This is a genomic window from Stenotrophomonas maltophilia group sp. RY12688 (assembly GCF_052149045.1).
In the GTDB taxonomy this organism is placed as follows: domain Bacteria; phylum Pseudomonadota; class Gammaproteobacteria; order Xanthomonadales; family Xanthomonadaceae; genus Stenotrophomonas; species Stenotrophomonas sepilia.
In genome coordinates this window covers 2,984,459-2,997,041 of sequence record NZ_CP197389.1, presented here as the reverse complement: position 1 = coordinate 2,997,041, position 12,583 = coordinate 2,984,459, and the positions used below count along the sequence as shown (strand labels likewise).

12 protein-coding genes are annotated in these 12,583 nt (G+C 67.0%); 8 read left to right on the top strand and 4 right to left on the bottom strand.

Annotated features, from left to right (window positions below; genetic code table 11):
- Nucleotides 1-149 precede the first annotated feature (149 nt).
- Together rimO and ACS0OT_RS14130 are read left to right on the top strand one after the other, a co-directional pair.
- A complete protein-coding gene (gene rimO, locus ACS0OT_RS14135; protein WP_065179169.1) occupies nt 150-1,511 on the top strand; it encodes a 30S ribosomal protein S12 methylthiotransferase RimO in 1,362 nt (453 codons plus the stop codon).
- On the top strand, nt 1,508-2,332 hold the full coding sequence (locus ACS0OT_RS14130) for a DUF3025 domain-containing protein (RefSeq protein WP_442255864.1): 825 nt from the start codon (nt 1,508-1,510) through the stop codon (nt 2,330-2,332). The genes rimO and ACS0OT_RS14130 overlap by 4 nt, the downstream gene beginning before the upstream one ends.
- Before the next feature lie 86 nt (nt 2,333-2,418).
- Here the strand turns inward: ACS0OT_RS14130 and greB are convergent, their stop codons facing one another.
- Both greB and ACS0OT_RS14120 read right to left on the bottom strand, forming a co-directional pair.
- Nucleotides 2,419-2,925: a transcription elongation factor GreB gene (gene greB / locus ACS0OT_RS14125; RefSeq protein ID WP_005418006.1), complete on the bottom strand. Its 507-nt coding sequence runs from the start codon at nt 2,923-2,925 to the stop codon at nt 2,419-2,421.
- Between the two features lie 88 nt (nt 2,926-3,013).
- On the bottom strand, nt 3,014-4,519 hold the full coding sequence (locus tag ACS0OT_RS14120; protein WP_436403450.1) for a helicase HerA-like domain-containing protein: 1,506 nt from the start codon (nt 4,517-4,519) through the stop codon (nt 3,014-3,016).
- A gap of 122 nt (nt 4,520-4,641) precedes the next feature.
- On the opposite strand from ACS0OT_RS14120, the gene ACS0OT_RS14115 reads away from it, so the two are divergent.
- Both ACS0OT_RS14115 and ACS0OT_RS14110 read left to right on the top strand, forming a co-directional pair.
- Nucleotides 4,642-6,252, top strand: a complete 1,611-nt coding sequence (locus ACS0OT_RS14115; protein ID WP_442255863.1) for a transglycosylase SLT domain-containing protein — start codon at nt 4,642-4,644, stop codon at nt 6,250-6,252.
- A gap of 23 nt (nt 6,253-6,275) precedes the next feature.
- A complete protein-coding gene (locus tag ACS0OT_RS14110; protein WP_065185508.1) occupies nt 6,276-6,623 on the top strand; it encodes a ribonuclease E inhibitor RraB in 348 nt (115 codons plus the stop codon).
- A 109-nt stretch (nt 6,624-6,732) separates the two neighbouring features.
- Here the strand turns inward: ACS0OT_RS14110 and asd are convergent, their stop codons facing one another.
- Both asd and ACS0OT_RS14100 read right to left on the bottom strand, forming a co-directional pair.
- Nucleotides 6,733-7,575, bottom strand: coding sequence for an archaetidylserine decarboxylase (gene asd, locus ACS0OT_RS14105; RefSeq protein ID WP_053501139.1), 843 nt, complete (start codon nt 7,573-7,575; stop codon nt 6,733-6,735).
- A complete protein-coding gene (locus tag ACS0OT_RS14100; RefSeq protein WP_065185509.1) occupies nt 7,572-8,222 on the bottom strand; it encodes an SCO family protein in 651 nt (216 codons plus the stop codon). The genes asd and ACS0OT_RS14100 overlap by 4 nt, the downstream gene beginning before the upstream one ends.
- Before the next feature lie 122 nt (nt 8,223-8,344).
- On the opposite strand from ACS0OT_RS14100, the gene prmB reads away from it, so the two are divergent.
- The 4 genes from prmB to ACS0OT_RS14080 all read left to right on the top strand — a co-directional run bounded on the left by prmB (nt 8,345) and on the right by ACS0OT_RS14080 (nt 12,522).
- On the top strand, nt 8,345-9,274 hold the full coding sequence (gene prmB, locus ACS0OT_RS14095) for a 50S ribosomal protein L3 N(5)-glutamine methyltransferase (protein ID WP_053500256.1): 930 nt from the start codon (nt 8,345-8,347) through the stop codon (nt 9,272-9,274).
- On the top strand, nt 9,271-10,374 hold the full coding sequence (gene aroC, locus ACS0OT_RS14090) for a chorismate synthase (protein ID WP_442255862.1): 1,104 nt from the start codon (nt 9,271-9,273) through the stop codon (nt 10,372-10,374). The genes prmB and aroC overlap by 4 nt, the downstream gene beginning before the upstream one ends.
- The gene (locus tag ACS0OT_RS14085; RefSeq protein WP_065185512.1) at nt 10,367-11,404 is read left to right on the top strand and encodes a 2-hydroxyacid dehydrogenase; all 1,038 of its coding nucleotides are present in this window, start codon (nt 10,367-10,369) and stop codon (nt 11,402-11,404) included. The genes aroC and ACS0OT_RS14085 overlap by 8 nt, the downstream gene beginning before the upstream one ends.
- Before the next feature lie 89 nt (nt 11,405-11,493).
- Complete coding sequence (locus ACS0OT_RS14080; RefSeq protein ID WP_065179163.1) at nt 11,494-12,522, top strand: aspartate-semialdehyde dehydrogenase; 1,029 nt, start codon at nt 11,494-11,496, stop codon at nt 12,520-12,522.
- The last annotated feature ends 61 nt before the right edge of the window (nt 12,523-12,583 follow it).

Genomic DNA, 12,583 nt, shown 5'->3' with positions numbered 1-12,583 from the left:
CGCGGCGTCAGTGGCTGTGCCGGATCGGTCGGCTGGGCATACAGAGCGCGGCCGCCAACCCCGGTATACTGGCGCCCTTTCAGGCCCCGGCCCCCAGGAACCCCTGCCATGGCGGCAGGGGCCCAGGCCCCCAGAGTCCCGCGATTTCCATGTCCCAGCTGAACCCCAAAGTCGGCTTCGTCAGCCTTGGCTGCCCGAAGGCCCTCGTCGATTCCGAGCGCATCCTCACCCAGCTCCGCTCGGAAGGCTACGACATCGTCCCGTCCTACGATTCGGCCGACGTGGTGGTGGTCAACACCTGTGGCTTCATCGATTCTGCGGTGACCGAGTCGCTGGACGCGATCGGCGAGGCGATGAACCAGAACGGCAAGGTGATCGTCACCGGTTGCCTGGGCAAGCGCCCGGAGCAGATCCGCGAGGCGTACCCCAACGTGCTGGCGGTGTCCGGCCCGCAGGATTACCAGAGCGTGATGGAAGCGGTGCATGAAGCACTGCCGCCCAAGCACGATCCGTTCGTGGACCTGGTGCCCGACTACGGTATCAAGCTGACCCCGCGGCACTACGCGTACCTGAAGATTTCCGAGGGCTGCAACCACAAATGCAGCTTCTGCATCATTCCGTCGATGCGCGGCAAGCTGGTTTCGCGCCCGGTCGACGAGGTGCTGCGTGAAGCCGAGCGCCTGGTGCGTGGCGGCGTGCGCGAGCTGCTGGTGGTTTCGCAGGACACCTCGGCCTACGGCGTGGACGTGAAGTACGCCGAAAAGATGTGGCGCGACAAGGCCTACCAGACCCGTTTGAAGGCGCTGTGCGAAGGCCTGTCGGAGCTGGATGCGTGGGTGCGCATGCACTACGTCTACCCGTATCCGCACGTGGACGAAGTGGTGCCGCTGATGGCCGAGAACCGCATCCTGCCGTACCTGGATATCCCGTTCCAGCACGCCAGCCCGCGCATCCTGCGCCTGATGAAGCGCCCCGGCGCGGTGGAGAAGACACTGGAGCGCGTGCAGAACTGGCGCCGTATCGCGCCGGACATCACTGTGCGTTCGACCTTCATCGTCGGCTTCCCGGGCGAGACCGAAGCCGAGTTCGAGGAACTGCTGTCGTTCCTTGACGAAGCGCAGCTGGATCGCGTCGGTGCGTTCGCCTACTCGCCGGTCGAGGGTGCCACCGCCAACGACCTGCCTGACGCCGTGCCGGAAGAGGTGAAGCAGGAACGCCTGGCCCGTTTCATGGAGAAGCAGGCGCAGATTTCCGCCGCGCGCCTGGAAGCCAAGATCGGCACCGTGCAGCAGTGCCTGGTCGACGCCATCGAAGGCGACATCGCCGTGGCCCGCTCCAAGGCCGATGCCCCGGAGATCGACGGCCTGGTGCACATCCAGAATGCCGACCAGGTGCCGCTGCGCGTGGGCGAATTCGTCGAGGTGGAGATCACCGAGAGCGACGAGCATGACCTGTACGGTGACGCGCTGGCGGCCGCCCCCCGTCCGGCGTTCGACCTCAAGGTGCTGTGATCGCAGCGACGGCCGCCACCGGCAACGGCGGTGGTTCACGGCGCTTCGTACCGCCGCCACGTGCGGCGGTAGCTGCACGGCGGTTCGAGCACCCGCTGTTTGCCGGGCTTCAGGACTTCCGTGACCTGCTGGACGGCATCGCATGGCCGTCCATCGCGGCGCTCGATGCACGCCTGGCCGTGCCTGGCAAGCGCCTGGTTGAACAGGACGCCGCGCTGCTGGCCGATGGCCTGCACTACGAAGTGCGTATCGCGCAGGGACGCATCGCCACCCGTGCCGGCAACTGGCACGACCTGTTCAATGCGCTGGTGTGGGCCTCACAGCCGCAGCTGAAGCGAGCGCTCAACGTGCGGCAGTGCCTGCATATCGAGGCGATGCCACCCGGCCAGCGCAACCGCGCGCAGGCCGCCTTGACCCAGTTCGACGAAACCGGCGTGATCGTGCGTGTGCGCGATGACTCACTGCGGGCTGCCTGGGACGCACACGACTGGCCCGCGTTGTTTGACCCGGTGAACTGGCAGAGCGGTGACATCGCCATCACTGTGGTATTCGGGCATGCGCTGATGGAACAGGCCCTGCTGCCGGGGCGATTGCTGGTCGGCAAGTGCGTGGTGGTGCAGGGTGATGCCGATGCTGCCTGCGTTGACGTGATGACTGCGGCCATTGCCGAGGGCAGGGCAGTGACCGATCCGCTGCAGCTGCGTCCGCTGCCGTTGGCTGGAATCCCAGGCTGGCACGACGTGCAGGATTCCGCCTTCTACCGCAATGCCGACTATTTCCGCCCGCTGCGTGCAGGGCGCACGTACCCGCCACCGTTGTAGAGCCGAGCCCATGCTCGGCTGCGTTGCCCATCAGCCGAGCATGGGCTCGGCTCTACAACGGCGGCGAGGTCGGGCATGGCTCGACGCTACACAGGCTCGTACTCCACGCCGATCACTGCAAAGGTGAACTGCCCGCCGGGCAGCTCCACCGAGAACTCATCATCCAGCCGCTTCTTCAGCAGCGCACGCGCCAGGGGGGAATCGATGCTGATCCAGCCCAGGCCCGCATCGGTCTCATCCGGGCCGACAATGCGGTAGCGGCTGGTGTCGCCGCTGTCCACGTTCTCCAGTTCCACCCACGCGCCGAAGAACACTGCCAGCGGATCGGTCGGCGTGGTATCGACCACGCGCAGCGATTCCAGCCGCTTGGTCAGGTAGCGCACGCGGCGGTCGATCTCGCCCAGTTGCTTCTTGCGGTAGGTGTACTCGGCGTTCTCGGAACGGTCGCCTTCTGCGGCAGCGGCGGCGAGCGCTTTCACCACCTCCGGACGGCGCACGCGCCATAGCTCATCCAGTTCGGCCTTCAGTCGCGCATGCCCGGAAGCGGTGATCAGGGCGGTGCTTTTCTCTGCGGGGGGACGCCAACGGGACATGCAATACGACTTCTTTTCTGGATGACGAATGAGAGAGCAGGGTCAGATCCCTTTCCAGCGGAAAGGGCTCTGACCCCAGCAGGGGCATCTAGCGCTTGCCGCCGAAGATGCCACCCAGGATGCCACGCACGATCTGGTTGCCCAGCTTGGTGCCGACGGTGCGCGTGGTCTGCTTGGCCATGGTCTCGATCATGCCCTGGCGGCGCTTGGTGCCGAAGATCGCGTCCTTGATGGCCTGGCCGAAACCCCCTTCCTGAGCTTCGTCCTGCTCGCGGCTGCGCGCGGCCGGCGCCTGTGCCTGCTCGATGCTCTTCTGCGCGCGCTGGGCCAGCAGTTCGGCGGCCGATTCGCGGTTGATCGCGGTGTCGTAGCGGCTGCCGACCGGGCTGCCGGCGCGTACCTGTGCACGCTCGGCCTCGGTGATCGGTCCCATCCGGCAGCGCGGCGGCGCGATCAACGTCTGCTGCACGGGCGTCGGCACGCCCTTGTCCTGCAGCGTGGATACCAGTGCCTCGCCGGTGCCGAGCTGGCTCAGCACCTTGGCCACGTCCAGCTTCGGATTCGGCACGAACGTCTCGGCCGCGGTTTTCACCGCCTTCTGGTCGCGCGGGGTGAACGCACGCAGTGCGTGCTGAACGCGATTGCCCAGCTGGCCGAGAATGTTGCCCGGCACGTCGTCGGGGAACTGCGAGCAGAAGTACACGCCCACGCCCTTGGAGCGGATCAGGCGCACCACCTGCTCGATGCGCTGCACCAGCGACGGCGGTGCATCATCGAACAGCAGGTGCGCCTCGTCGAAGATGAAGACCAGCTTCGGCTTGTCCAGGTCGCCCACTTCCGGCAGCTGCTCGAACAGTTCCGACAGCAGCCACAGCAGGAAAGTGGAATAGAGCTTGGGCTTGAGCACCAGCTGGTCGGCGGCGAGGATGCCGATCATGCCGCGGCCGTCGTGGTTGACCCGCATGATGTCGGCCAGTTCAAGTGCCGGTTCGCCGAAGAAATTCTCGCCACCGTCCTGCGCCAGGCGCAGCACCGAACGCTGGATCGCCGCGATCGACTGCGCACTGACCAGGCCGTACTCGGTGGAAATGTCCTTGCGCTCCTCGGCAACCAGGCCGAGCAGGGCGCGCAGGTCGTCCATGTCCAGCAGCAGCAGGCCGCGGTCGTCGGCCAGCTTGAATACGATGTCGAGTACCCCGGCCTGGGTGTCGTTCAATTCGAGGATGCGCGACAGCAGGGTCGGGCCCATCTCGCTGACCGTGGTGCGCACCGGGTGGCCCAGTTTGCCGTACAGGTCCCAGAAGATGGTGGGGCTGGCGGCTGGCGCATAGTCGGCCACGCCGATCTCGGCGGCACGCTGGAGCAGGTTTTCTGCGCCGGTGCCGGGCACGGCCAGGCCGGAGACATCGCCCTTCACATCGGCCAGGAACACCGGCACGCCCCGTCGCGAGAAGCCCTCGGCCAGGGTCATCAGGGTCACGGTCTTGCCGGTACCGGTGGCGCCGGCCACCAGGCCGTGGCGGTTGCCGAGTTTCGGCAGCAGGTTGACGGCAACATCGTCGGTAATGCCTTTGCCGAGCAGAATCGGATCCATGGTCCAGCCCTTGTGATGAATAGCCCAATGTTAACCGCCGGCAGTGACGGTCCGAAGGTCGGCTTGCCCGGACCTTGGCGGCGCCGCTACTCTGCCTGCCTGTTTCGCACACAGTGCCATCAATGCCCGTTCCTGTCCTGATTTCCCGCGGTTGGCCGCTGCTGGCCCTGGCCGGCCTGGTTTCCCTGGCGCCCGACGCCCACGCACAGCGGGTTTCGGCCCGGGACAAGGTGAAGGTGGATGCGCTGCAGCAGCGCATGACCGCCGCCGAAAAGCGCTACGGCGATGCCCTGCTGCTGGTCGCCAACGCCGATCCCAAGGGCAGCAACGAAGCCGATGCCGCGCTGGAGGACATGGAAGATGTCCTCAACGACTGCGTCAAGCAGAAGGGCTGCCAGATGGGGACCCTGCTGGCCAGCTACAAGCGGCTGCTCAAGCACGACGCCGATGCCGCCGCCAGCGATGACGTGGCCGATGAGGGCGGTGACCGTCTGGAAGCCGACCCGGACCACATCGGCCCCCTCACCGCCGACGTGCCCGAGGCCGCGCGCGCTGCCGCGCTGTTGAACGACAAACGGCACGCCTTCGACAGCATGGTCGAGTACAACCCGGCGGTGCAGGCCGGCATCCGTCGCTGGCTGACCGACATGCGACCGGCGCTGCTGACCAGCTACGAGAATTACCAGAACCTGCGCGCGGTGATGTGGCCGGAGTGGGAAAAGCGCGGCCTGCCCGAGGCGCTGCTGTTCGGGATCATGGCCAAGGAATCCAACGGCCGTGTGCATGCTTCCTCGCGCGCCGGCGCCGCCGGCCTGATGCAGTTCATGCCGGCCACCGGCCGCCGTTTCGGCCTGGGCCCGGACGGCACCGGCTTCGATACCCGCTTCGACGCGCGCAGCGCCGCTGAAGCCAGCGCCAGCTACCTCAACGAGCGCCTTCGCGAACTGAACAACAACGTGGAAATGTCGGTGGCCGCCTACAACGGTGGCGAAGGCCGTGCCGCGCGCGTGTTCAAGCAGAGCGCCGGCCAGAGCTTCTGGACCGACAGTGTCTACAACCAGTTCCCGGGCGAGACCAAGGACTACGTGCCGATGGTGATTGCCGCGGCCTGGATCTTCCTGCACCCGCAGCAGTACGGCGTGGAGTTCCCGAAGATCAGCGCGCAGCCGGCCACGCTGCGGCTGGCCAAGTCCACCACCATCTATGAATTGACCATCTGCCTGGGCAGCCACGGTACCCGCGATGGCTACATGCGTGCGCTGCGCAACCTCAACCCGCGCTATGAGGCCGATGGCTGGATTCCGGCCGGTACGCTGATCAACGCCACCACCCGCATCGCCGGCCTGTACCAGCGCAACTGTGTCAGTGGTCCGCGTGCCGACCTCGCCCGCACGCTGATCACCGCTGATCTCAACGCGGCGATCAAGCGCCCGACCGCGGCGAGCTATACCGGCAGCGTGGCGGTGGGTGGTGTGGTGCCGGTGGCCGACGCGGCTGCATCCACCAGTGTGCCGACCGCACCGGTGGCTGCAGTGGCGGCACCGCGCCCGGCGCCGGCCGCCCGGCCGAAGCCGGTGCGCAGCCACAAGGTGGGCAAGGGCGAGACCCTGGGCGCCATCGCGGCGAAGTTCCAGTGCGACCTGCCGACCCTGGCCCGCGCCAACGGCCTGAAGGCGCCGGCCTACAGCCTGCGCCAGGGCCAGACGCTGAAGCTGCAGGGCTGCGACAAGTAATTCCCAAGACCACTGGAATCCGTATGGACCTCGAAGCCACCCGCAACCTGTTCGCCAACCTCCGCGAGAACACCGACTGGGACATCAACGGCCCGTTGCTGTGGGGGTATTTCTTCGTCCACGCCAGTGCCGAGCCGCTGCAGGCGCTGGCCCAGCACCTGCAGGCGCAGGGCTACACGTTCGTGGAACTGTTCGAGCAGGAACCGGAAGAGGGCGACGCCTCGTTCCACGTGCTGCACGTGGAGCGGGTGGAAATCCACGACGAAGCCTCGCTGGACCGCCGCAACCAGGAATTCGCGGCGCTGGCGGCGGAGCACGGCGTGGAAGACTACGACGGCATGGACGTCGGCCCAGCACCGGTCCTGCAGTAATCCGCTTCTGACTGTAGAGCCGAGCCCGTGCTCGGCTCTACGGACCCGGTAGTGCCGGCCGCTGGCCGGCATTTCGTTGAATCCATCCACGCGTCGCGTGGATCTACGGTCAGCGCAGCTTTGCCAGGGCCTGGCCCAGCTGCACAGGGCTCTCGGCGCCCAGCTGCGGGGCGAATTCGGCTACGCCCGGCGGCAGCAGCACCACCACGGTCGAGCCGTAATTGAAGCGTGCCATCTCGGCGAAACGCTCCAGCTTGATGCCCTGGCCGCGGTAGTCCTTGCGGGTGATGCGATCGCCGTAGGCCGGGATCTCCTCGCCGCTCCACACGGTTTCCACGCCGGATACCAGCAGCGCGCCGACCATCACGCTGACCATCGGGCCGAAGCTGGTGTCGAAGTGGCAGACCAGGCGCTCGTTGCGGGCGAACAGGCGCGGCACCCCGTTGACGGCCGCAGGACCGACACTGAACAGGCGTCCTGGCACGTGCACGGTTTCACGCAGGGTGCCGGTCCACGGCATGTGCACGCGGTGGTAGTCGCGCGGTGACAGGTACACGGTGGCGTACAGACCGTCGTTGTACGGCTTGGCATCCTCGTCGCTGCCCAGCAGCTCGGCGGCGGTGAACGACTGGCCCTTGGCCTGGAAGATGCGGCCGGCCTCGATCTTCCCCAGCTGGCTGATGCGGCCGTCGGCCGGCATCACCAGGCTGCGCGGATCGGCATCGGCCACGCGCGCGCCCGGCTTCAGCGCGCGGGTGAAGAACTGGTTGAAGGTCGCATAGCTGCGCGGGTCCGGGTTGGCCGCTTCGTCCAGGTTGACGTTGAACTTGCGGGTGACGGTGTCGATCAGCCAGCGCGACACGCGCGGATCGTCCGAGTACGCCAGCGAGCGTGCCATCGAGGACAGCAGGCGATGGGGCAGGGCGTACGTCAGGGCGGTGGTGAGGCTCATGGGGCGGTTTTCTCGGTCAGCTTCTGCAGGTCGCGGGCGATCGCCGGCGCATTGAACGGGGGGCGCACCAGGCCGGCAAGGCGGCCCTGCGGGTCGAGCACGGCCAGGCTGGCCGAATGCTCGACGGTGTAATCCTCGGGGTTTTCGTCGAAATGCTTGCCCGGCACTTTCTGGAACACGAAACCCAGCGAGGTGGCGAAGCGCTCCAGCGAGGGGATATCGGCGGTGGCGGCCAGGGTGTCCTTGTGGAAGCCGTGCACGTACTCGCCCAGGCGGGTGGCGCTGTCGCGGTCCGGGTCGACCGAGATGAACAGCACGCGCGGGCGCAGGCCATCGGGCAGGGCCTCCCACTGGTTCTGCGCGCCGGCCAGCTCGGCCAGGGTGGTCGGGCAGACGTCCGGGCAGAAGGTGAAGCCCAGGAACACCAGGGTCCAGTGGCCCTTCAGTTCGCCCGGGATCAGGCGGGTGCCGTCGGACTGGGCCAGGTTGAAGTCGGGCAGTTCACGCGGCTGCGGGTACAGGGTGATCGCTTCGGTGGCCGGGGCGTTGGCCGGCGGCTTCGGCGCGAACACGTGCTGGGCGGCGAGCAGGCCAAGCCCCGCCGCCAGGGCGATCAGCAGGATGATGCCGGCATTGCGATTGAACATGGGGGCTCCCACGCGAAATGGGCTCCATCATACCGGCTGCGGCCCGATCGTTTCCGCCGCAACGGATGCTGCCGCGGGCGCCAGCCCCTATAATCGGGGGCCACTTTGCGCGCAGTACCGCCATGACCGCTGAAACGGCCGCCGAACTCCACACGATCATCGATCTGATCCGCTACGGCACCAGCCGTTTCAACGAAGCCGGGCTGACCTTCGGGCACAGCTACGACAATGCGCTGGACGAGGCGACCCAGCTGGTGCTGCACAGCCTGCACCTGCCGCACGACCTCGGCCCGGCCTACGGCCAGGCACGCCTGCTGCGGGCCGAAAAGCTGCGCGTGCTGGAACTGTTCCAGCGTCGCATCGACGAACGCATCCCCGCTGCCTACCTGACCGGTGAGGCCTGGTTCGCCGGCCTGAGCTTCAAGAGTGACACGCGCGCGCTGGTGCCGCGCTCGCCGATCGCCGAACTGATCGAATGTGGTTTCGAACCGTGGCTGGCCGGCCGCGATGTCAGCCGCGCGCTGGATCTTTGCACCGGTTCGGGCTGCATCGCCATCGCCATGGGCCACTACTACCCGAACTGGGAGGTGGACGGCGTCGACCTGAGTGACGACGCACTGTCGCTGGCCGAGGAGAACAAGGAGCGCCTGCAGGCGCACAACGTCACCCTGATCAAGTCGGACCTGTTCAATGGCCTGACCGGCCGCCACTACGACCTGATCGTCACCAACCCGCCGTACGTCACCAACGACGAGACTGATGCCCTCCCGCAGGAGTATTCCTACGAGCCGGAAATGGGCCTGCGTGCCGGTGACGATGGCCTGGACCTGGTGCTGAAGATCCTGCGCGATGCCCCGCTGCACCTGAGCGAAGACGGTCTGCTGATCTGTGAAGTGGGTGAGTCCGAACAGCATCTGGTCAAGCTGCTGCCGGAAGTCGATTTTTCCTGGATCGAGTTCAAGGTCGGCCAGATGGGCATCTTCGCGGTCGAATGCCGCGAGCTGATCGCCCACAGCGCACGCATCACCGAACTGGCGGCGCAGCGCCCGTGAGCTCCAATTCGTTCGGCAAGCTGTTCACCGTCACCACGTTCGGCGAGTCGCACGGGCCGGCCATAGGCTGCGTGATTGATGGCTGCCCTCCGGGGCTGGCGCTGGACGCGGCCGAATTCGCCCACGACCTGCAGCGCCGTGCGACTGGCAAGAGCCGGCACACTTCCGCGCGGCGCGAGGCCGACGAGGTCGAGATCCTGTCCGGCGTATACGAGGGCCTGACCACCGGCACCCCGATCGCGCTGCTGATCCGCAACACCGACCAGCGCAGCAAGGATTACGCCAATATCGGCCAGCAGTTCCGCCCGGGCCATGCCGACTACAGTTACTGGCACAAGTACGGCATCCGCGATCCGCGTGGCGGTGGCCGTTCCTCGGCACGCGAGACCACCATGCGCGTGGCCGCCGGCGTGGTCGCCAAGAAGTGGCTGGCCGAGCGTTTCGGCGTTACCGTGCGTGGCTACCTGTCGCAGCTGGGCGACATCACCCCGGCCGGTTTCGACTGGTCGGCGGTGGAAGACAATCCGTTCTTCTGGCCGCACGCCGCACAGGTGCTGGAGCTGGAGGCGTACATGGATGCGCTGCGCAAGTCTGGCGACTCGGTCGGTGCGCGCGTGGACGTGGTCGCCGACAACGTGCCGCCGGGCTGGGGCGAGCCGATCTACGGCAAGCTTGACGGCGAACTGGCCGCTGCGCTGATGAGCATCAATGCGGTGAAGGGCGTGGAGATCGGCGACGGATTCGCCAGCGCCGCGCAGAAGGGCACCGAGCACCGTGACCTGCTGACGCCGCAGGGCTTCGCCAGCAACCATGCCGGCGGCATCCTCGGTGGCATCTCCACCGGTCAGCCGGTCGTCGCGTCGATCGCCCTGAAGCCGACGTCCAGCCTGCGCCTGCCGGGCCCGTCGCTGGATACGGCCGGCAACGTGGTCGAGGTGGTCACCACCGGCCGCCACGATCCCTGCGTCGGCATCCGCGCCACGCCCATCGCCGAGGCGATGGTGGCGCTGGTGCTGATGGACCAGGCGCTGCGTCATCGCGCGCAGTGCGGCGATGTCGGCACGATCACCCCGCGCATTCCCGGGCAGATCGATGGCTGACACGCGGCCGACCGTGTGGGTGAGCCAGCCGCTGATCGAGGCGGCCATCGCGCCGCTGCGCGATCGCGTGCAGCTGCGCAGCACCGACACCGTCACCGCCTGGTCGCCGGACCAGATCACCGCACAGCTGGCCAGCGCCGACGGCGCGATCATCACCCTCAACGAGCGCATCGGTGCGGCCCAGGTAGCCGATGCCACGCAGCTGAAGGTGATCGCCAATGTCGGCGTCGGCTACAACAACCTGGATGTCGACGCGCTCAGCGCGGCCGGCATCCTGGCCAGCAACACGCCGGACGTGTTGACCGAAACCACCGCCGATCTCGGTTTCGCGCTGCTGATGGCAACCGCGCGCCGGATCACTGAGTCCGAGCGCTGGCTGCGTGAAGGGCAGTGGCAGCAGTGGTCGTTCCAGACCATGCTGGGCGCGGATGTCCATGGCAGCACGCTGGGCATTCTTGGCATGGGCCGCATCGGCCAGGGCATCGCCCGCCGCGGCGCGCACGGTTTCGGCATGAAGGTGCTGTACCACAACCGTTCACGGTTGCCGGCCGATACCGAGGCGTCGCTCAGCGCGACCTACGTGGACCTGGATACGCTGCTGGCACAGTCCGACCATCTGGTAACGGTGCTGCCCTACACGCCGGCCTCGCATCACATCATCGATGCGGCTGCGCTGGGGAAGATGAAGCCGACGGCAACCCTGGTGAACATCGCCCGCGGCGGCATCGTCGACGAACTGGCGCTGGCCGAAGCGCTGGCCAACGGCCACCTGGCTGCCGCCGGCCTGGATGTGTACGAGGGCGAGCCGAAGGTGCGCCCGGAGCTGCTGGCGCTGCGCAACGTGGTGCTCACTCCGCATATCGGCAGCGCTTCGCTGGCTACGCGCACGGCGATGGTACAGCTGGCTGTGGATAATCTGGCTGCCGGGCTCGGCCTGGACGGCGGCCCGTCGCGCATGCCGAGCGCGATCAACGCTGACGCGGCGATGGCCGCGCGCGTGACGCTGGGCAAAAAAACCGGGAAACGATAGGGAACCTCCGCGCGCTCCGCTTGAGGAGGTTCCCCGAACCCAGCTGTCGTGCGTGTTTTTCCCCATTCCCGTTTTCGTGAGAGTTCCCCATGAGCAATGCACAGCGCAGTTTCCACGTCGCCGTCGTCGGTGCCACCGGCGCCGTTGGCGAGACCATGTTGTCGATCCTGGCCGAGCGTGATTTCCCGGTCGGTAGCCTGAGCGTCCTCGCCTCCGAGCGTTCGGCCGGTGGCGAGATCGAATTCAACGGCCAGAAGGTCAAGGTCCAGGACCTGGCCACCTTCGATCCGACCGGTGTCGAGATCGCGCTGTTCTCGGCTGGCGGCAGCGTGTCCAAGGAATACGCACCGAAGTTCGCCGCCGCCGGTGCGGTGGTGATCGACAACTCCTCGGCCTTCCGTTACGACGATGACGTGCCGCTGGTGGTGTCCGAGGTCAACCCGGAACAGGTCGCCAACCGTCCGCGCGGCATCATCGCCAACCCAAACTGCTCGACCATGCAGATGCTGGTGGCGCTGGCGCCGCTGCACCGCAAGTACGGTATCGAGCGCATCAATGTGTCCACCTACCAGTCGGTGTCCGGCGGTGGCCGCTCGGCGATGGAGGAACTGGGCAAGCAGACCGGCCAGCTGCTCAGCTTCCAGGAGATCGATCCGCAGCGCTTCCCGGTGCAGATCGCCTTCAACCTGATCCCGCACATCGATGACTTCCAGGACAATGGCTTCACCAAGGAAGAGATGAAGCTGATCTGGGAGACCCGCAAGATCCTCGGTGACGACAGCATCCTGGTGAACCCGACCGCGGTGCGCGTGCCGGTGTTCTACGGCCACTCCGAGTCGGTGGCGATCGAGACCCGCGACAAGGTCACCGTCGCTGAAGCGCGCGCGCTGCTGGAGCAGTCGCCGGGCATCGAAGTGGTGGATCGTCACGAGGCCGGTGGTTACCCAACCCCGGTCACCCACGCCTCGGGCACGGACGCGGTGTACGTCGGCCGCATCCGCGAGGACCTGTCGCACCCGCGTGGCCTGAACCTGTGGATCGTGTCGGACAACGTGCGCAAGGGCGCTGCCCTGAACGCCGTGCAGCTGGCCGAGCTGGTCGCCGCCGAGCAGCGCTGATCACAGCGGTTGCCTCACCGGTAGTGCCGGCCGCTGGCCGGCATTGCCGTGATGTGTGGAC

Excerpts from the sequence above, each read along its gene's own strand:
- ACS0OT_RS14100 (WP_065185509.1), bottom strand. The coding sequence starts at position 8,222 with ATGTTCAATCGCAATGCCGGCATCATCCTGCTGATCGCCCTGGCGGCG.
- ACS0OT_RS14110 (WP_065185508.1), top strand. The coding sequence starts at position 6,276 with ATGGACCTCGAAGCCACCCGCAACCTGTTCGCCAACCTCCGCGAGAAC.
- prmB (WP_053500256.1), top strand. The coding sequence starts at position 8,345 with ATGACCGCTGAAACGGCCGCCGAACTCCACACGATCATCGATCTGATC.
- ACS0OT_RS14085 (WP_065185512.1), top strand. The coding sequence starts at position 10,367 with ATGGCTGACACGCGGCCGACCGTGTGGGTGAGCCAGCCGCTGATCGAG.
- asd (WP_053501139.1), bottom strand. The coding sequence starts at position 7,575 with ATGAGCCTCACCACCGCCCTGACGTACGCCCTGCCCCATCGCCTGCTG.
- rimO (WP_065179169.1), top strand. The coding sequence starts at position 150 with ATGTCCCAGCTGAACCCCAAAGTCGGCTTCGTCAGCCTTGGCTGCCCG.
- ACS0OT_RS14120 (WP_436403450.1), bottom strand. The coding sequence starts at position 4,519 with ATGGATCCGATTCTGCTCGGCAAAGGCATTACCGACGATGTTGCCGTC.
- ACS0OT_RS14115 (WP_442255863.1), top strand. The coding sequence starts at position 4,642 with ATGCCCGTTCCTGTCCTGATTTCCCGCGGTTGGCCGCTGCTGGCCCTG.
- ACS0OT_RS14080 (WP_065179163.1), top strand. The coding sequence starts at position 11,494 with ATGAGCAATGCACAGCGCAGTTTCCACGTCGCCGTCGTCGGTGCCACC.
- greB (WP_005418006.1), bottom strand. The coding sequence starts at position 2,925 with ATGTCCCGTTGGCGTCCCCCCGCAGAGAAAAGCACCGCCCTGATCACC.